The organism is Nitrosomonas sp. Is37, from assembly GCF_033063275.1.
Classification (GTDB): Bacteria; Pseudomonadota; Gammaproteobacteria; order Burkholderiales; family Nitrosomonadaceae; genus Nitrosomonas.
On record NZ_JAWJYP010000032.1, the window covers coordinates 1 to 20,049 of the forward strand.

Here is a 20,049-nt window from a genome sequence, read left to right on the forward strand (position 1 = left end):
ATCGATTACGTTTATTCTGATAATGGCAAAGAATATAAAGGCACTGACAGTCATGCTTTTGTTAAAACCTGCAAAGCACACGGTATCGGCCAGAAATTCACCCAAGTCAATCGACACCAAACTAACGGCAAAGCTGAACGCGCTATCCGCACCCTCATGCAGATGTGGCATGACCAGACCAACTTTAAAGACTACACCGACTGGTAAATTCAACTCGGCCGCTTCATTAACTTTTATAACACTGTCAAACCACATAAGAGTTTGAATAACTCAACTCCTCATGAAATACTCCAACAGTATTTCAATCAACCTCTCAGTAAACAACCCTGAGATTTCTTACACTTAAGTTTATCTAAAATTTACTCAATAAGATTGAGAAAAGTGCCGATATATTTTTTGCTTTATAAGCAATAAAGACCTGTCAAAGGTAACAAAGCATTTTTCCATATTAGGAGTGATTATGATAAGGTTACTACAACTGATAATTATCTATTTTGTGTTGAGTAGTAGTATTTATGCAGCTGTAAATATTAATACCGCTTCACAATCCGAGCTAGAAGTGCTGAAAGGAATTGGTCCGGCTAAGGCAAAAGCCATTGTTGAATATCGAAATGAGCATGGTCTGTTTAGTTCGGTTGACGATTTGGAAAAAGTGAGTGGTATCGGAGCGGGCACTCTCAAGCAGATCCGCAACGATCTGACAGTAGGCGATACATCTGTAGTGGGCGCGGAAGAAAAAATAGCAGTTGAACAGAAAAAATAATTTAATCCATAAATTAGCGAGGCGATACTATACCTCCAGAAATACATTTCAATTTCTGGGGGTATTTTTTTGCCTGTACTGATTCTTTGAACATTTATTTTTAATGACATATGCGATAATCAACTATCTAGCAAAAATTGCAAAATTGCATTGTCTATGTTCAAAACAATAGAGGATTTTGTTGGTAATACACCATTAGTAAAACTTAAACGTATCCCTGGAGAAACCAGTAATACCATTCTGGCTAAGCTTGAGGGAAATAATCCAGCCGGCTCAGTGAAAGATCGACCGGCACTCTCTATGATCAAGCATGCGCAAAAGCGTGGTGATATCAAACCAGGTAATACTTTAATTGAAGCTACTAGTGGCAATACGGGTATTGCCTTGGCGATGGCGGCGGCCATGATGAGTTATCGGATGATTCTCGTTATGCCGGAAAATTTGAGTATAGAGCGTCGACAAGCAATGAGTGCGTTTGGTGCTGAAATCATATTAACCCCTAAAGAAGGGGGGATGGAAAAGGCGCGTGATATTGCGGAGAAAATGCAAGAAGAAGGCAAGGGATTTGTTCTTAATCAGTTTGCTAATTCTGATAATCCGTTAGCTCATTATGAGGGAACTGCTCCGGAAATCTGGCGTGATACGGGTGGGGAAATAACCCATTTTATAAGTAGCATGGGTACTACAGGCACAATCATGGGATGTGCTCGATATTTTTCGGAAAAAAAATCAACTATTGAAATTATTGGTGTGCAACCAGAAGAAGGATCGCAGATTCCGGGTATTCGTAAGTGGTCAGAAGATTATTTGCCAAAAATATACAATCCTAAGCGGGTGAATCGCATCATACTGGTTTCGCAGCAAGAAGCTGAGACTATGGCTCGACGTTTGGCGCGTGAAGAGGGAATCTTTGCGGGTATCTCGTCAGGTGGCGCGCTTGCTGCAGCACTTAAAGTTTCTGCAGGACTAGATAATGCGGTGATTGTTTTTATTGTATGCGATCGCGGGGATCGCTATTTATCTACAGGCGTTTTTTAATTAAAAAACCAGATTTGACAGATGTCATTATTAAACAAAAAGGGTGGTCAAAAATGACCACCCTTTTTGTTTTACGGAGATACAGTAACTAGTTAATCTCTTTCACCTGAGAAAGCCAGCAGTAACTGCAGCAAGTTAATAAACAAATTGTAAATATTAAGGTAAATACCCAGTGTTGCCATTACATAATTAGTCTCGCCACCATTTACGATACGGCTAACATCAAACAAGATAAATCCTGAGAAAAGCAATACTGCAGCAGCGGAGATTGCCAGCGATACAGCGGGCATCGCAAAGAATAAATTAGCCAGTGAAGCAAGAATCAGCAATATTAACCCAATCATCAAGAAATTACGCAAAAAGCCAAAATCTTTACGGGTTACCGTAGCAATTCCTGCAAGAGTAAAAAAGATTACACCCGTTCCAGCTGCTGCTGTACCAACCAATTGTGTGCCATTACTAAAATTTAGTGCATATTGGAGTAATGGCCCTAACCACCAACCTGCCACAAATGTAAATGCGAAAAGTAATAACACGCCCCAAATGCTATTGCGGGTAGCACTTACTGCAAACATCAGTCCTATCATTACAGCTAACATGACCAGCGAACCTATGATGGGTGATTGGGCAAGAAAAGAGAAATTTGTATTTGTTCCGATTACCGCGCCGATGACGGTTGGAATCATTGTCAGGCTCAGCATCCAGTAGGTATTCCGCAATACCTTATTACGAATGACGCCTAAATCTCCTGTTTGGGCAGTAGATGCTATGTATCGCATATTAGGTTGCATAAACTCTCCTTTTATCTTTTTTTAAAAAACTAAATTTAGACTACCCGCATTTATTAAAAGTTGCAAATGCTTTTTATTCAAGTATCTAGCAAGATGTGTGTAATCTCAATTACTCGAAAAGATTGATAATACCATCCAGTCCCACAAAGCTAATGGAATAAGTTGATTTCTCTTGTAAAATGGGCTTGGCATGGTAAGCAATGCCAATGCCTGCCGATTCCAGCATTTTTAGATCATTGGCGCCATCACCAATAGCGATAACCTGTTCTCTTTTTAGACCTAGCTCATCCCGGATGCGCCTTAATACTTCAGCTTTTCCCTCGGCACCAATAATTTTACCAAGCACCTGGCCAGTTAGTTTTCTATCCTTGATTTCCAATGTATTTGCAAAGGCATAATCTAATCCGAGCTCTGCTTTGATTCTATCAGTGAAGAAAGTAAAACCACCTGAAATTACCATGGTCTTGAGGTCTGCTGCTTGCGTGCATTGTAGCAATTTTTGGGCACCAGGATTTAATCTAACCTTTTCGTCATAAACTTTTTGCAACGCTTCTTGCGGCAATCCTTCAAGAAGTGCTGTCCGCCGAATCAGACTTTCAGCAAAGTCAATTTCGCCTCGCATGGTGCTCTGTGTAATTTCTGCAACTTGTGGCTTAACATTGTGCATGCCAGCTATTTCATCAATCGATTCAATGGCGATCAGGGTTGAGTCCATATCCATTGCAATCAACCCAAAATTAGTTAATTTTGTTCCGATCGGAACAAAAGCAAAATCGAGTTGTACTTCAGCGCAGTATTCAGGTATATCGGGATGGGGGCTGGCGTTTGCCAAGCGGAACGCTTGCCCGGTAACACGCTCAATATGGCTAGCTTGAGCAAGTTTTGCGATTGCTCGCAGATGGTTGTTTTCAATATCTAATCCTTGGATGATGAGGTTCATGGAGTATCCGAGTTATTATTAATTATGATAGTTGTGTTAATCGGAGCAAGCGCAAAGCAAAGTACTCCAGATGTAATGGAGTTTTCATAGATTGGTGTCTGGGTATGCGCTCGCTTTTAATTCGAAATTGATTTTAAGATATAGATTCTACTCCAGTTATGCGATGTTGCTTATTTTGACTTTATACAATAAATGTAGCGATAATCCATGCAGATTTATTTATGAATTTCTTTCATCTTAGAGAATAATTAATAAGGAGTAGAAAGTGGATTTTACAATCAAACTCAGCGCCCCAGAAAAACAACGCGGAGCTTGTATCGTAGTAGGTGTATTCGAATCACGCAAATTAACCGAGCCTGCAAAAATTTTAGACGATACTTCCAAGGGTTACATTAGTAATATCTTGCGTCAAGGTGATATGGAGGGTAGCGCTAATACAACTTTACTGTTACACAACGTTCCTGACATTGCAAGTAAGCGCGTGATGTTGGTTGGGCTAGGCAAGGAGAAAGAATTCAATGATAAGGCATATCAACAAGCAGTTTTAACGACATTCAAGGCGTTATCTCAAACAGCTGCTGCAGATGCTACCCTCTTCTTGGCGGATATTCCATTAAAGCAACGGGATATTGCATGGAAAATTACTCAGACAGTGATTCTGGGGACGGAAAGCACTTATCGCTTTGATCGCCTCAAAAGTAAACCAGAAAAAGAACAGCCTGCTCTTGGTAAGATCACGATAAATGTGAACGATCAAGCGTCGCTTCTGGCAGGAGAGAAAGCACTGCAGCAGGGTCTCGCAATTGCGCGGGGCATAAATGTAGCCAAGGATCTAGGCAATCTTGCGCCCAATATCTGTACACCGACCTATCTTGCTGAGCAAGCTACCGATATGGCTAAAGCTTATGATCTTAAGGTTTCTGTGTTAGGGCAGAAAGAGATGGAAAAGCTTGGCATGGGCGCATTTCTTGCTGTTGCACGTGGAAGCCATCAACCTGCCAAATTAATTGTGTTGGAATACCGTGGCTTGACAAAAATGGAAAAACCTATTGTGCTAGTCGGTAAGGGGGTTACTTTTGATACTGGGGGTATTTCATTAAAGCCAGCAGGTGAGATGGATGAGATGAAATTCGATATGAGTGGCGCAGGAAGTGTGTTGGGCACATTAACAGCGGCGGCGGAAATGAAGCTTCCTCTCAATATCGTCGGTATTATTCCTGCGACTGAGAACATGCCTGGTGGCAACGCAACCAAACCAGGAGATGTAGTGAAAAGCATGTCTGGTCAAACAATTGAAATTCTGAATACTGATGCTGAGGGGCGGCTGATTTTATGCGATGCGCTGACGTATGCTGAGCGGTATAAGCCTGATGCCGTAATTGATATCGCAACCCTTACTGGAGCTTGTGTCATTGCGCTGGGACATTTAGCATCTGGCTTAATGAGTAACAACGATCAGTTGGCCCAGGAATTGTTACAAGCTTCCGAATTGGCGTTGGATCGTGCTTGGCAGTTGCCGCTGTGGGATGATTATCAGGAATGGTTGAAGAGCAACTTTGCCGATATGGCAAACATTGGTGGACGCTCAGCAGGAACGATCACAGCTGCCTGCTTTTTGTCGCGCTTTACAGAAAAATATCCTTGGGCACATCTTGATATTGCCGGTACAGCCTGGAAAAATGGTAAGGAAAAGGGGTCTACCGGCCGGCCGGTACCACTTCTGACTCAATTTTTGATTTTGCGAGCGAAAGTATAAGAAAGTATAAAAATGATCGTTTAAACGATGGCACAAATTGATTTTTATTCGGGTGCATCTGACAAATTGCTGGTTGCGTGCCGATTAAGTGAGAAAGTGATTCAGCAAGCGCTCAAGATAATGATTTATATACCAGATTTGTCGCTTCTGAATCGTTTCGATAAATTGCTCTGGACATTCTCCCCCACCAGCTTTATTCCGCACTGTCATGTCGGTGACAGAGTGGTTAACGTTACACCAGTGATATTAATTGGTAGTAGTGAGGAAATTCAGCAGATTGTGCCCTATGAGGTCTTGCTTAATTTGCATGATGAAGTGCCACTAATTTATGATCGGTTTCAAAGAGTAATTGAAATTGTCGGAAATACCCCAGAGGACAAGGTAGTCGCTCGTAAACGTTATCGTTTTTATCAGGAACAGGGCCTCAGTGTATATCATCATAAGCTTGGTCAGAACCTGCATTGAACTAAACCAAAACGATTCATTCTTTCTCATTTTACGATGACTGATCATTCTGTTCTGTGATATCTGCCAAGATCGATGATGATGTGTGGTTGAATAAGCTGGAAGTAGTACTATTGCGGTATCGGAAGAAATCTTCTGTCATGATTCATCCCAAGGAAGCTGTCTTGGCACTTCCAGTTTCTTCACGGAATGCTTGGGATCAAGCGGAGAAAATACAACCATTGGTGGAACAAAAGATTCCAACGCTGACTGAAAAACGTATACTTACTTCGGCAGTCTGGTCACTAGAATCCGATATTTCCTTCTTACTTTGCTATGTATTCGATGCAATACTGCGGGAAGTTCAAATCAATCTAACTCCTTCAGGCGCTATCGCGGCGCTTGTCTGGAAACCTGTAAATTTCTAATAGCTAATAACCTAGCTTTTTGTGGCGATGCCTTTCGATATAATAACAGGTTTTCTGTTTATGCTAACTTAACAATTAAATTTCCATGGAACTTGCAAAAAGTTTTGATCCAAAACTCATAGAAACTCGCTGGTATTCAGAGTGGGAGTCATCTGGCTATTTCAGATCGTCAAATAAACAAGGTGTAACTGCCTACTGCATCATGTTACCACCTCCTAATGTAACGGGCACCCTCCATATGGGACATGCGTTTCAGCACACTCTGATGGACGCATTGATTCGTTATCATCGCATGCTGGGAAATAACACACTATGGCAGCCTGGTACAGATCATGCAGGCATTGCAACACAAATAGTCGTAGAGCGCCAATTAGATCAGGAAAATATTGATCGGCGGAAGCTAGGACGTGAGGCGTTTCTAAAGCGTGTCTGGCAGTGGAAAGAGGAATCAGGTTCAACCATTACGCGCCAGATGCGGCGGATGGGCACTTCTTGCGACTGGTCGCGTGAGCGTTTTACCATGGACGAGATGCTTTCCCAGGCAGTGACAGAGGTATTTGTACGGTTATATCGAGAAGGGTTAATTTATCGTGGCAAGCGTCTGGTTAACTGGGATCCTGTACTGCAAACCGCAGTGTCTGATTTGGAAGTCATTTCAACAGAAGAAGCAGGTTCACTTTGGCATATTCGTTATCCATTCGAAGAGGATAGCGGTGCTGGATTGCAGGGGAGTGGCTTAGTTGTTGCAACCACACGGCCTGAAACGATGCTAGGTGACATGGCGGTGGCTGTCCATCCAGAGGATGAGCGCTACCGTCATCTGATTGGGCAGCACCTCCGATTACCCTTATCCGAGCGTACGATCCCTATTATTGCTGATGAATATGTTGATCCGACTTTTGGTACGGGTTGTGTGAAAATCACACCCGCACATGATTTTAACGATTATCAAGTCGGCTTACGCCATAAACTGGTTCCACTTAATATTTTTACCCTTGATGGAAAAATCAATGATTTTGCTCCAGTCGAATATCAGGGACTGGATCGTTTTGAGGCGCGGAAAAAGATTATTAGCGATCTAGAAGCACAGGGGTTGCTGGTCGAAATACGGCCACACAAGCTGATGGTTCCCCGAGGGGATCGCACTCAAACCGTCATAGAGCCCATGCTGACTGATCAGTGGTATGTGGCTATGGAAGGGATGGCCAAACGTGGTTTGGAAGTGGTGGCCACTGGCGAGATCCGATTTACGCCGGAAAATTGGACACATGTTTATAACCAGTGGTTAGAAAATATACAGGATTGGTGTATTTCGCGGCAATTGTGGTGGGGTCACCGGATTCCTGCTTGGTATGATGAGGATGACAATGTAACAGTTGCGCATAATCTTGAGGAAGCGCAGTGGTTATCAGGTAAGGAAAATCTCAAGCAAGAAGAAGATGTGCTTGATACCTGGTTTTCTTCCGCATTATGGCCATTTTCAACACTGGGATGGCCGCAGGAAACAGCCGAGCTCAAGACCTTTTTACCGACCTCAGTACTGGTAACTGGGTTTGACATCATTTTCTTCTGGGTTGCACGTATGATCATGATGTCCCTGCATTTCACTGGAAAAGTGCCATTTCGTGAAGTTTACGTAACTGGGCTAATCCGCGATTCGGAAGGCCAGAAGATGAGTAAATCCAAGGGGAATGTACTGGATCCACTTGATCTGATCGATGGTATTTTGCTGCCGGAGCTGATTAAAAAGCGCACTACAGGTTTGATGAACCCTAAACAGGGTGAATCAATCGAGAGAAATACACGTAAGCAATTCCCGCAGGGGATACCTGCGTTTGGCACCGATGCACTGCGTTTTACTTTTGCCAGTCTGGCTTCACATGGGCGAGATATTAAATTTGATTTGCAGCGATGCGAAGGTTATCGAAATTTTTGTAACAAACTGTGGAATGCCACTCGTTTTGTCCTCATGAACTGTGAGGGAAAAGATACCGGGCCGGATGATTCGTTGCCTTTGGCGTTTTCTCATGCTGATAATTGGATTATCGGTCGATTGCAGCAAGCTGAACAGAGTGTGGCGCAAGCCTTTAATGATTACCGCTTTGATATGGTTGCACGCGAGCTCTACGAATTCATCTGGGATGAATACTGCGATTGGTATGTAGAGCTTGCTAAGGTTCAGTTAAGTTCAGGGGGGGATACTGAGCAGCGTACTACGCGCCGGGTGCTAGTGCGCGTGCTTGAAGCTGCACTCCGGCTGGCACACCCTGTGATCCCCTTTATTACTGAGGAATTGTGGCAAAAAATTGCACCTCTGGTCGACAAAGAAGGTAAGAGCATCATGTGCCAATCTTATCCACTAGCCGATCCTGCGCGCATTGACAAGGAAGCCAATAACCGCATTGCGCTACTCAAAGAGATTGTAAATGCATGTCGCACATTACGTGGTGAAATGAAACTGTCTCCAGCTGATAGAATTCCCTTGCTGATTGAGGGCAATCAATCTGCCTTAGCAAGTTTTTCTAGTTATTTAGTAGCATTGGCTAAGTTATCCGATGTAGAAATTATGCCAGATGGTCTGCCTGATGCAGATGCGCCAGTAGCAGTTGTCGGTGAATTTCGATTGATGCTCAAAATTGAAATAGATGTATCCGCAGAGCGCGCCCGGCTCCAAAAAGAAATTCTTCGCCTGGATGGGGAGATCAGCAAGGCCACAACAAAGCTTGATAATCCTTATTTTGTGCAACGCGCACCAGAAAAAGTGGTTACACAGGAGAAAGAACGCTTGGCAGGTTTCAAGGCAATGTTGACTAAATTGGTAGAGCAATTGCAAAAATTAAATTAGTCTTTTAAGTATGTATTTTTAAGAAAAAAATATTGCTTAGTGCTATTGATAGTGATGCTATGGTGAACAGCAGCAAGCATTTCGTTGTTTGTCGATAACTCAAATCTCAATATTTACTTGCTGATAATCGAATTATTTTCCATATGGAAGACGATGTGAATAGAGCATAAGATCCTTTTGCAGCCTGCGCAGTTTTTCATTAGTGCCGGTTGGGTAAAAGGATAGTGAAAAAAAATGCAAAGACTGTGTAATCGGAGTGAGTGGCGGAGCATTGAGGATCTGGCTTATAACTCAGCACGTAGTCCAATGCCGTTTGGAAGGAATAAAAATTCGACCGGAGAGCCAAGGTATTGACGATCTTTGTCTGAGTTTGTAGAAAAAATCACTACAACAGGAAGGGAATAAGTTTATTTCTTACTTTCATCAATTTGCTATGGGGCTTACTGGCCTGATTAACATTTGTTTATCTCCCTTAAAGCAAATGAGATTACATTGATATCGTTTTTTTAGTAAGGGTGAGTATCAAGGGTAATTAAAGATTTTCTAGTTTTTTTGTGTTTTTTTTAAACCTTATCTAATATCATTGCAAAGAAAATAAATTAGATAAAAGGAAGGACTTTTCCATGTTAAAAAAATACCTCTTTTAAACTAAAAAAAACAGCAAATAAAAAATCACCACATTCAAAACAGGGAAATCACCACATTCAAAATAGGGGGATTTTTCTATAAAAATCATGATTTTCCCTTGTTAGTACAAATCTGACATGCTAGAATTCTTGTCAGTATTAAAGGGTGAGAAATCAATAGAAATTTTAATATGAAATAATTTGCAGTCGGGTAGTTTATGTAATGATTTGATTCAAATGGTTGTGTTTTTAGTATGTGAAATTAGACAAAATTTGTAATTTATGTGGGGGGAAATAAATATATGAGCAGTAAATCAGTAATGGCCCTGTTAGGGTCCGCAATTCTTGCTTTTTACTCAAGTATGGCGTTTTCCAGTAAATATTATCATCCGGAACCGCAATCTGTAATTGCGCAACAGATCTATGATCAGCATATAACTGCGCTATGGATTTGTTTGGTAATTTTTATTCTTGTTTTTGGTGTGATGTTTTACTCTATTCTGAAACACCGTAAATCAGTTGGTCACAAGGCTGCCAATTTTCATCACAGTACTGTTGTAGAGATTATCTGGACGGCTATTCCGCTCCTGATCCTCATTGCTATGGCGTTTCCAGCCACCAGAACTGTCGTTGCGATGAAGGATACATCTCAACCTGATATCACCATTAAGGCGACAGGCTATCAATGGATGTGGGGTTACGATTATCTTCAGGGAGAAGGTGAAGGCATCAGTTTCTTCAGTAAATTATCCACGCCAGTTGCTCAATTAAACGGCTCAGAACCCAAAGGAGAGAATTATTTGCTAGAGGTGGACAATAATGTAGTTGTGCCTGTGGGCAAGAAGATTCGGGTAATCATGACGGCAAATGATGTTCTTCACGCATGGTGGGTGCCTGCTTTTGGAGTCAAGCAAGATGCTATTCCAGGGTTTATTCGCGATGCATGGTTTACGGCAGATAAACCTGGCATATACCGCGGTCAATGTGTTGAGCTTTGTGGCAAAGATCATGGATATATGCCGATAGTAGTTGAGGTTCTGGAACAAGACAAATATGCGCAATGGGTGGCTGATAAGAAAAAAGCATCGGCAGCAATCGTGAACACAGCTGCAGTTGGGAATTAATATTTCGATCGCATGAGATGTAAATTCAGAAAACAAGAGAAGTAAGCACTAAGGAGAATAATCATGGCAGTAGTTCAAGATGTACATGGTCATCATGACCATCATCCCAGTGGCATAATGCGCTGGGTAATGACAACCAATCATAAAGACATTGGCACGATGTATCTGTGGTTCAGTTTTGCTATGTTTTTGATTGGTGGTTTCCTGGCGATGGGAATTCGAGCAGAATTGTTTATGCCGGGTATCCAAATATTGGAACCGCAGCTTTTTAATTCATTTACCACGTTGCATGGTCTGATCATGGTCTTTGGCGCTATCATGCCAGCATTCGTGGGTTTGGCTAACTGGCAAGTGCCTCTGATGGTAGGCGCGCCCGATATGGCATTTGCGCGAATGAATAACTGGAGCTTCTGGTTGTTGCCGGTAGCTGGTCTGCTATTGATATCCTCATTCTTTGTGCCAGGTGGTGCGGCCGCAGGTGGTTGGACATTTTACCCGCCCCTATCGGCACAGGGTGGGTTAGGTGTTGATATGATGATTTTTGCAATTCACATCCTGGGCGCTTCCTCGATCATGGGTTCTATCAATATCATTACCACCATTCTCAATATGCGCGCTCCAGGTATGACGTTGATGAAAATGCCTTTGTTTGTATGGACATGGTTGATTACTGCCTATCTACTCGTGTTAGTGATGCCTGTACTTGCGGGTGTGGTAACGATGCTTCTGACCGATCGTCATTTTGGTACGACTTTCTTTAACGCGGCAGGTGGTGGTGATCCAGTTATGTTCCAGCATATTTTCTGGTTCTTTGGGCACCCTGAAGTCTATATCATGATTCTGCCAGCTTTCGGTATTGTGTCAGAAATCATTCCAACATTTTCCCGTAAACCATTGTTTGGTTATTCATCAATGGTGTATGCAACCGCATCAATTGCGATTTTATCTTGCGTAGTATGGGCGCATCACATGTTTACCGTGGGTATGCCGGCTGTTGGTCAGCTGTTCTTCATGTATGCTACCATGCTGATTGCAGTTCCTACTGGTGTGAAAGTCTTTAACTGGACTGCAACAATGTGGCGCGGATCAATGACTTTTGAGACACCGATGCTGTTTTCAATAGGATTTATCTTCCTGTTTGTGATCGGTGGCTTCAGCGGCGTGGTTTGTGCGATTGTGCCAATAGATATCCAAGTACAAGACACCTACTATGTCATTGCACATTTCCATTATGTGCTGGTATCGGGTGCATTGTTCTCAATATTTGGCGCAGTTTACTACTGGTTGCCGAAGTGGACCGGGCATATGTACGATACAAAACTGGCTAACTTGCATTTCTGGTTATCCATGATCTTCTTTAATGTTGCATTCTTCGTACAGCATTTCCTTGGATTAGCTGGCATGCCACGCAGAATTCCGGACTACTCACTGCAGTTTGCTGATTTCAATATGATTTCCAGCATCGGAGCTTTTGGATTTGGATTGACACAGCTGCTCTTCCTTTATGTTGTCATTAAATGTATCCGTGGGGGTGAAAAAGCGGCTGATAGACCATGGGAAGGTGCAACCACATTGGAGTGGACATTGCCTTCACCAGCGCCATATCACAGCTTTGAAACACCGCCGGTGATTAAATAAAGCGAAGTATATATGTCGCAAAATAATGATAGGGATCTTAAGCGTAAAAAACTAAGAACTGCTTTTTTATTGCTTATCCTGATGGCTGTAATATATTTTGTAACGGTGATGGTAAAACAATGACACAGAGCGTAACCAAGATCAATGTTGTAATGTCGAAGAAGCTGCTGATTTTTACAGTAGTAATGTTTGGTTTTGGTTACGCGCTTGTCCCAATGTACGAGAAGTTTTGTGAAGTCACCGGAATAAATAATCTGTTGCAGCCAGATGTGGTGGATAAAAATATTAAAGTAGATATGTCGCGCACAATTGCAATAGAGTTAGACGCAAATGTACGCGGCATGCCCTGGCAATTTAAACCACTGCAATCCAATGTCAAAATACATCCGGGGGAATCAATAGAAGTGATGTATGAAATCAGGAATGACTCGGATCAAGAAATAAGTGGTCAGGCAATACCAAGTTACAGCCCACGTTTCTTGGAGAGGTATATGAAGAAATTTGAATGCTTTTGCTTTACTAAGCAGGTGCTTAAACCTGGCGAGGCGAGGCAGATGCCAGTGAAATTTGTCATTGATCCGCAAATACCAGTTGATGTTAATACAGTCACTATTTCCTACACTTTTTTTGCACTACAGCCAGGTAAATAGAGGATGTATAAGTAAGCAAGCTAATTAACGGTGAATTGGATTAATGAACAATAGAGAACAACCATCTGAGAAAGCTTCAGCATGGCAAGTAGCAAAAGCAATATTCTGGTCATTTCTAGGTATACGTAAGAGAAGTGATCTCGATCGAGATGCAGAAATGATAAAGCCTTATCAGTTGATAATTGGCGGTATTATTGGCGGAGTAATTTTTGTATTGAGTATATTGACGTTGGTCAAATTAATAACGAGTTAATTTATTAGAAAATAAATCAGGAGGGTTGGTATGAGTCAAGGAACAGGACACTACTATGTGCCGGCACCATCTAAATGGCCAATTGTAGGATCATCAGCGCTATTCTTTTTAGGATTTGGGGCGGCAATGACAATGAATAAAATACCTGCAGGCTATTATATGCTAGGTATAGGTTTTGCTATTCTCATTTATATGCTGTTTGGCTGGTTTGGCGAAGTGGCGCGAGAAAGCGAAGAAGGCAAATATGGAAAGCAGGAAGATAAATCATTCCGCTGGGGAATGAGCTGGTTTATTTTCTCAGAGGTCATGTTCTTTTGTGCTTTTTTTGGCGCACTTTTTTATATGAGAGTGTTGTCAATACCCTGGCTCGCTGATGTAAATCACGATTTACTATGGCCGAACTTCACTGCTGACTGGCCAACTGCAGGACCTGGTATTACAGAGAAATTTACCCCGATGGGTGCTTGGGGCTTACCTGCCTTTAATACCTTTTTGCTACTTACTTCTGGCGTGACAGTAACGCTTGCACACTGGGCGCTTAAGCAAAATCGACGTCCAGCACTCAAAATGTGGCTGCTTGCAACCGTTTTACTAGGTTTTACATTCCTTGCATGCCAAATTTATGAATATGGTCATGCATATGCCGATCTTAATCTTAAAATGACTTCCGGTGCGTATGGTTCAACATTTTTTATGTTGACAGGATTCCATGGCTTCCATGTCACTTTGGGAGCAATCATGCTGACTGTCATCTATTTCAGATGTGCAGCAGGTCACTTTAAACCTGAGCATCATTTTGGGTTTGAAGGTGTGGCTTGGTATTGGCACTTTGTTGACGTGGTCTGGCTTGGATTGTTCATATTTGTTTATTTGCTATAAGTAAATTTGAATCGTAGCTAGCTCTAGCTATTCCAGACTCTTGATTTCCTAATTAAGGAAATCAAGAGATCTGGGAATAAAGCTGGCTTAGCTAGAAATTAGATACAAATGATTTATATAACCATTCGAGGTGTGAGTGATAAATAAAAAATATGAATTATCAATTCAAGCCACGATGGTGGGTAGTTTTATTAACAATAGCTTTCACATTAGTATTTACTCGACTTGGGTTTTGGCAACTTTCGAGAGCAAATGAGAAAGAGTTACGCCAAGAAAGAATTGAGCAATATGCACGGGAAGCAGTAGTAACATTACCCTCAACACCAATTAAATTAGAAGATTTTCAATATCGGCAAGTTGAAGTAAAAGGTAGGTTTATTGAGGATCATGCAATCTATTTAGACAATAAAATCTATCAGGGGGTGGCAGGTTACGAGATTCTTGCACCTCTTAAAATTGCAAATAGCTCTCTGCATGTTTTAGTTAATCGCGGTTGGATAGCCTCGAGAAAAGATCGAACGCAGCTTCCTTCTGTTTTTTTTCCGCAGGAAGAAGTAAAAGTGACAGGCATCGTTACTTCACCAATGATTAGAACTATGCAACTTTCAGCTGAGAAGACAGCAGGTAAGCTTTGGATAAATTTAGATCTTGAATATTATCAAAAAGTAACAGGACTTGCATTACAGCCAATTTTATTGCTGCAACAGGATAATCAAATTGATGATGGATTGATACGTCAGTGGGTACAGCCTGATTCCGGTGCATCAAAGAATATCGGATATGCAGTTCAATGGTTTCTCTTGGCTGTGACAACCTGCATTATATTTTTAGTATTAAATGTCAAACGAAATAGCTCGAAAAAATAGAATTAAATTTCTTCTGATGGCGCTAGTGATGCTGTCTCCGGTCATTGCATCATATTTCTTTCACGTACTAGAAATTCGTCCGGAAGGTACGGTCAATTATGGTGAATTGTTAGAAGTAAAACCATTAAAAGGCCAAGCACTTAATATCGAGAATAACACTATCTTTCGTGCACGAAATATGCACGGGAAATGGTCATTAATTACTATCGATTCTGGACAATGTGATGAGTACTGTCAAAAGAAGCTTTATCAAATGAGGCAAGTTCGTCTAGTTCAAAACACAGAAAAAGATCGGATTGAAAGAATATGGTTAATTAATGATCATTATGTTCCTGATCAGGATATTAAGAATGAATACGAAGGTACGGTACTTCTAAGTGCAAAAGATAGCGATTTGCTTAACGAATTTCCTACCATACTGTCGCAGCGCGATCATATTTATGTGGTTGATCCGATGGGCAATTTAATGATGAGATTCCCAAAAGATGCTGATCCTACGAAAATTTCGAAAGATGTGAAGCTTCTATTAAAGCTTTCTCATTTTGAACACTGAGTTTGTTATCCATGTATTTTAGTGCGTGGCAGCGTTAATAAGAGTATGTAGTAAGTAAATCAAAGAATATAGATCAAACATGATTGTTTAGGAGGCGTATGGAATGAGTGCTAGTTTAGTGTGGCGACAAACAACATCAAGAATAAATCAATTCTATCGGCTTACAAAACCCCGGGTAGTATCGCTCATAGTTTTTACGGCAGTAATAGGTATGTTTTTAGCTGTTCCCGGCGCGGTACCAATCGATATTCTATTTTTTGGAACGCTCGGTATAGCTTTAGTCGCTGGGGCAGCTGCTGCATTAAATTGCCTAGTAGAGCAAAAGTTTGATGCCGTGATGGCGCGAACCCGTGGACGCCCACTTCCGCAGGGCAAAGTCAGTGTTCCAGAAACACTATTTTTCCTGGGATTGATAGGTGGTTTAGGATTATTCATACTTCATCACTGGGTAAATCCTTTAACTATGTGGCTGACGTTAGGCACATTTGTTGGTTATGCAATTATCTATACAGTAATACTTAAACCACTGACTCCTCAAAATATTGTGATAGGTGGAGCGTCTGGCGCAATGCCGCCTGTTCTAGGATGGGCTGCGGTAACTGGCCAAATTTCTCCCGATGCATTATTGTTATTTTTAATCATTTTTGCCTGGACACCACCTCATTTTTGGGCGTTAGCATTATACAGAAAGAATGAATATGCTCAGATTGGTATGCCCATGCTGCCAGTGACGCATGGAGATAAGTTTACGCGCCTGCATGTATTGTTATACACACTCATACTTTGTGTTGTTACGGTACTTCCTTATATTTCACAGATGAGTGGATTGATTTATTTGATAGGGGCACTAGTACTTGATGCTATATTTTTTTACTACGCTTTGCAGATATACCTCAAATACAGCGATCAGCTTGGGCGCACTACATTTAGATATTCGATTCTCTATCTAGCTCTGTTATTTGTAGTTTTACTGGTTGATCATTATTATAAGTTTTAGAGTAGCACACCTTTTGGTAAAAAGCCCCGTCTTTTAAGACGGGGCTTTTTTATTTCATGGAAATAATTTTCCGGGATTAAGAATATCGTTGGGGTCAAATAGAGATTTGATTTTTTTCATTAAAGTCAACGTTGTGGAATCAATTTCCTTGTGGATATAAGCACGTTTTTCACTGCCAATACCATGTTCACCAGAAAGCGTTCCATTAAGCCTGATGACTAGATCAAATATTTCATTCAAGCATTTTTCGGCACGGTGGTTTTCTTCTATATCGTCAGGATTAATGAGTAGGTTAACGTGAATATTGCCATTACCAGCGTGGCCAAAATTTACATTAGCAATTCGATACTGGGTTGCAAGTTTGGTTAATTCGTCTAAAAATTGAGGTAGTGTATTAACAGGTACCACTACATCTTCATTAATTTTCTTTGGTGCAATATCACGCAATAGAGGCGACAAAGCTTTTCTAGCTTTCCACAGATTTTCAGAATTGATAACTTGTTCAGCTTGCAATAGGCCGGAATTACAGCAGACTGATAAGATGGCGTCAATGGTTTCAGAGATTTCATATTGTGAGCCATCTACTTCGATCATTAGCATTGCTTGGCAATGAGTCGGTAGTAAATCAGGAAAACGTGCACGGATAAGGCTTAACGAGCCTGCATCCAGAAACTCTAGGGCACTGGGTCCTTTGGATATACCCATAATCGCTACAATGGCAGCTGCACAGCTGATGGCATCACGATAATATGCTACCAGACCTCCTTGCTTCTCGGGCAAAGGGGTCAGCTTAAGGGTGGCTTCTGTGATAACAGCTAAGGTCCCTTCAGAACCAATGAGTAGTCTCGTGAGATCATATCCAACAACTCCCTTAGTTGTATAGCAGCCTGTCTTAATCACTTCACCTGCACCGGTTACTGCTTTTAATCCCAAAACGTGATCACGAGTTGTACCATATTTCACAGCATGAGGACCACCAGCACTGGTGGCGAGATTTCCCCCGATAGTTGAAAAACCTGCACTTGAAGGGTCGGGAGGCCAGAAAAAACCGTATGGTTTAACTGCATTTTGTATCTCCTGATTCAATACTCCAGGTTCTGCAACAACGACTCGATTTGCTGGATCAACACTGATAATTCGTACCATTCGTTCTAAGGATAATGCAACTCCACCTTTTTCTGGCAGGCTACCTCCCGATGTGCCTGTCCCTCGCCCACGGGGTGTCAGAGGAATTTTATTCGCATTACAAAGCAAAACGACAGCGACTACCTCTTCAGTCGTAAGCGGAAAGACTACGGCATCTGGTGGGAAAATTTTTCTACTATTATCGTAGGCGTATGTATAGCACTCTACAGGGTCGGTATAAATTCGTTCAGGAGGAAATAACTCATATAGCTGAGCGATAAATTCTAATGGCAGCACATTTACACCGGTTGTCGATGATAAATAGTTTTAATTTAAATATTCGAATACCTTAACGACCTTTCTTGCTCCCGCGGTAGTACTGGCAATTTGTGCGGCATTTTCTGCTTCTTCACGCGTAACAAGTCCAAGCAAATAAACAATACTATTTTCAGTAACTACTTTCACGTAATTAATTTGAAATTTTCTTTCACTTAGAAAACGCCCTATAACTTTAGAAGTGATCAAAGAATCATTAGTGCGTGAAGATAAGGCACTTTTTTCGGATATGGTAATTTCATTATAGACCTTCCGAACATTATCAACGCTCGTAGCAAGTTTTTCTGCTTCACTCTTCATAGATTCATTTGGTGCTTCTCCAGTCAAGAGCACATTCCGATTAAAGCTGGTAACACTAATACGGACATCACTACCGAGCTGTTCGTGGATTTTCCTGCTCGTTTTAAGTTCTATCGCTTGATCGTCTATAAACGTGCCACTACTTCTGCGATCCTCACTCATAAGAGCGCCCGTTCCTGCGCCTACACCTACTCCAGTGGCCACAAGGGGTACACAGCCGCTCAAAATAGGTAAGAGTGAAATCAGTAGTAAAGGATAATATTTTGAGTTATTCATTCGCTTCGCTTTAAGTAAATCTATTCTTGATATTACAGTAAAATAAAGTTAAATCAGAAATTTTACTAATAATAATTAGATTGTTTTTAAATAATATAAATTTATACCCGATTATTGATTACCACTTAGCTTATCAATAATACTCTTCCTTATTTTATATAATGCGCAGTCATAAAAAATAAATTTGACGAGAAAAGTAATCAAATTCAAGTGCTTAAAAAGCATTTTTATATAGTCTCAATACACTTATCTATAAAATCAGTAAATATGATCCAATTTGAATTGACGTAATAAATACTGATTTATGTCTTCTCTATACTATAAAAAGCATTTTACTAAAAAATATTCATAGGAATATAAAATGACGTTATCTTCATCTACTGCAAAAGAAAAAGCCAAAATTCTTGCGGAAGCGCTTCCTTATATACAACGTTTCCATAATAAAACCATCGTGATCAAATACGGTGGTAACGCAATGGTTGAAGAAGATCTCAAACAGGGTTTTGCACGTGATGTTGTGTTACTAAAACTGGTTGGGATGAATCCAGTTATTGTCCACGGCGGCGGGCCTCAGATCGATCAGATGCTAAAGCGTGTTGGAAAAGAAGGTGTCTTTATTCAAGGAATGAGAGTAACCGATGCAGAAACCATGGATGTCGTCGAGATGGTGCTGGGTGGATTGGTCAATAAAGAAATTGTCAATCTTATTAACCGCCATGGTGGCCGCGCAGTGGGTCTGACTGGTAAAGATGGCGCTTTTATTCGAGCAAAAAAAATGCTTATTCAGGACAAAGAGAAAGTAGGAGAATGGATCAATATTGGCCAAGTAGGTGAAATTGAGCATATCGATCCTTCCCTCATCGCGTTACTTGATACACGTGATTTTATTCCTGTAATAGCACCGATTGGTGTTGGTGAGGATGGCCAATCCTATAACATTAATGCGGATTTAGTTGCAGGCAAGCTTGCAGAAATTTTGAAGGCTGAAAAACTGATACTCCTCACGAACACACCCGGTGTGCTTGATAAAAATGGCAATCTACTTACTGGACTGACTGCTAAAAGAGTCGATGAATTATTTGCAGATGGAACCATTTCAGGAGGAATGTTGCCCAAAATCGGCTCGGCACTCGATGCAGTAAAAAATGGTGTTAAATCCTGCCATATTATTGATGGTCGGGTAGTGCATGCACTTTTGCTGGAAATATTGACCGATGAAGGTGTGGGTACGTTAATTAAAGAAAATTAATCACTTTAAATTTTCAATTTTCTAGCAATAATTTTTACTTATTTTACCCTATTAAAAATTTGTGGATAATTTTAGCTACTTTTGGTTTGATCACTCTTCCTCTCATTAGGAAGAATGACCAAACTATTTCTCTTCACGTTGTTAAGAACCTCTTCGTATATTGCTTGCAGCA

19 protein-coding genes and 1 pseudogene are annotated in these 20,049 nt (G+C 41.2%); 16 read left to right on the forward strand and 4 right to left on the reverse strand.

Translation table 11 applies throughout. From position 1 onward, the window contains the following. The 3 genes and pseudogenes from R2Q26_RS12835 to cysM form a co-directional block, all read left to right on the forward strand. Positions 1-207: pseudogene (locus R2Q26_RS12835) on the forward strand (IS481 family transposase); the annotation flags it as partial. A gap of 253 nt (positions 208-460) precedes the next feature. Continuing rightward, positions 461-763, forward strand: a complete 303-nt coding sequence (locus tag R2Q26_RS12840) for a ComEA family DNA-binding protein (protein WP_090570387.1) — start codon at positions 461-463, stop codon at positions 761-763. Between the two features lie 156 nt (positions 764-919). Beyond that, on the forward strand, positions 920-1,801 hold the full coding sequence (cysM, locus tag R2Q26_RS12845) for a cysteine synthase CysM (RefSeq protein WP_317536645.1): 882 nt from the start codon (positions 920-922) through the stop codon (positions 1,799-1,801). Positions 1,802-1,893: 92 nt separating this feature from the next. Here the strand turns inward: cysM and R2Q26_RS12850 are convergent, their stop codons facing one another. Both R2Q26_RS12850 and serB read right to left on the reverse strand, forming a co-directional pair. Next, a complete protein-coding gene (locus R2Q26_RS12850) occupies positions 1,894-2,592 on the reverse strand; it encodes a Bax inhibitor-1/YccA family protein (RefSeq protein WP_317536646.1) in 699 nt (232 codons plus the stop codon). 109 nt (positions 2,593-2,701) lie between these two features. Next, entirely contained in the window at positions 2,702-3,532 is an 831-nt protein-coding gene (serB, locus tag R2Q26_RS12855) for a phosphoserine phosphatase SerB (protein WP_317536647.1), read from the reverse strand. A gap of 265 nt (positions 3,533-3,797) precedes the next feature. On the opposite strand from serB, the gene R2Q26_RS12860 reads away from it, so the two are divergent. From R2Q26_RS12860 to cyoE, 12 genes are all read left to right on the forward strand, one after another. Then, positions 3,798-5,288 (forward strand): leucyl aminopeptidase, encoded by a 1,491-nt coding sequence (locus R2Q26_RS12860; protein WP_317536648.1) that lies wholly within the window; start codon positions 3,798-3,800, stop codon positions 5,286-5,288. A 27-nt stretch (positions 5,289-5,315) separates the two neighbouring features. Then, positions 5,316-5,753: a DNA polymerase III subunit chi gene (locus R2Q26_RS12865; RefSeq protein ID WP_317536649.1), complete on the forward strand. Its 438-nt coding sequence runs from the start codon at positions 5,316-5,318 to the stop codon at positions 5,751-5,753. 56 nt (positions 5,754-5,809) lie between these two features. Beyond that, positions 5,810-6,160 (forward strand): hypothetical protein, encoded by a 351-nt coding sequence (locus tag R2Q26_RS12870; protein ID WP_317536650.1) that lies wholly within the window; start codon positions 5,810-5,812, stop codon positions 6,158-6,160. Positions 6,161-6,245: 85 nt separating this feature from the next. Further along, positions 6,246-9,005 (forward strand): valine--tRNA ligase, encoded by a 2,760-nt coding sequence (locus tag R2Q26_RS12875; RefSeq protein ID WP_317536651.1) that lies wholly within the window; start codon positions 6,246-6,248, stop codon positions 9,003-9,005. 928 nt (positions 9,006-9,933) lie between these two features. Continuing rightward, a complete protein-coding gene (gene coxB, locus R2Q26_RS12880; RefSeq protein ID WP_317536652.1) occupies positions 9,934-10,755 on the forward strand; it encodes a cytochrome c oxidase subunit II in 822 nt (273 codons plus the stop codon). Between the two features lie 63 nt (positions 10,756-10,818). Beyond that, the gene (gene ctaD / locus R2Q26_RS12885; RefSeq protein WP_317536653.1) at positions 10,819-12,393 is read left to right on the forward strand and encodes a cytochrome c oxidase subunit I; all 1,575 of its coding nucleotides are present in this window, start codon (positions 10,819-10,821) and stop codon (positions 12,391-12,393) included. 119 nt (positions 12,394-12,512) lie between these two features. Continuing rightward, on the forward strand, positions 12,513-13,043 hold the full coding sequence (locus tag R2Q26_RS12890) for a cytochrome c oxidase assembly protein (RefSeq protein WP_317536654.1): 531 nt from the start codon (positions 12,513-12,515) through the stop codon (positions 13,041-13,043). 43 nt (positions 13,044-13,086) lie between these two features. Then, complete coding sequence (locus R2Q26_RS12895; RefSeq protein WP_317536655.1) at positions 13,087-13,296, forward strand: DUF2970 domain-containing protein; 210 nt, start codon at positions 13,087-13,089, stop codon at positions 13,294-13,296. A gap of 30 nt (positions 13,297-13,326) precedes the next feature. After that, entirely contained in the window at positions 13,327-14,175 is an 849-nt protein-coding gene (locus R2Q26_RS12900) for a cytochrome c oxidase subunit 3 (RefSeq protein WP_317536656.1), read from the forward strand. 152 nt (positions 14,176-14,327) lie between these two features. Beyond that, the gene (locus R2Q26_RS12905; protein ID WP_317536657.1) at positions 14,328-15,041 is read left to right on the forward strand and encodes an SURF1 family protein; all 714 of its coding nucleotides are present in this window, start codon (positions 14,328-14,330) and stop codon (positions 15,039-15,041) included. After that, a complete protein-coding gene (locus R2Q26_RS12910; RefSeq protein WP_317536658.1) occupies positions 15,013-15,594 on the forward strand; it encodes a hypothetical protein in 582 nt (193 codons plus the stop codon). The genes R2Q26_RS12905 and R2Q26_RS12910 overlap by 29 nt, the downstream gene beginning before the upstream one ends. Before the next feature lie 103 nt (positions 15,595-15,697). Further along, entirely contained in the window at positions 15,698-16,591 is an 894-nt protein-coding gene (gene cyoE / locus R2Q26_RS12915) for a heme o synthase (protein WP_317536659.1), read from the forward strand. A 54-nt stretch (positions 16,592-16,645) separates the two neighbouring features. Here the strand turns inward: cyoE and R2Q26_RS12920 are convergent, their stop codons facing one another. Both R2Q26_RS12920 and R2Q26_RS12925 read right to left on the reverse strand, forming a co-directional pair. Next, positions 16,646-18,013, reverse strand: a complete 1,368-nt coding sequence (locus R2Q26_RS12920; protein ID WP_317536660.1) for an FAD-binding oxidoreductase — start codon at positions 18,011-18,013, stop codon at positions 16,646-16,648. 30 nt (positions 18,014-18,043) lie between these two features. Next, positions 18,044-18,628 (reverse strand): BON domain-containing protein, encoded by a 585-nt coding sequence (locus tag R2Q26_RS12925; RefSeq protein WP_317536661.1) that lies wholly within the window; start codon positions 18,626-18,628, stop codon positions 18,044-18,046. A gap of 361 nt (positions 18,629-18,989) precedes the next feature. Here R2Q26_RS12925 and argB point away from each other — a divergent pair, with 361 nt between their 5' ends. Next, positions 18,990-19,877 (forward strand): acetylglutamate kinase, encoded by an 888-nt coding sequence (gene argB / locus R2Q26_RS12930; protein WP_317536662.1) that lies wholly within the window; start codon positions 18,990-18,992, stop codon positions 19,875-19,877. The last annotated feature ends 172 nt before the right edge of the window (positions 19,878-20,049 follow it).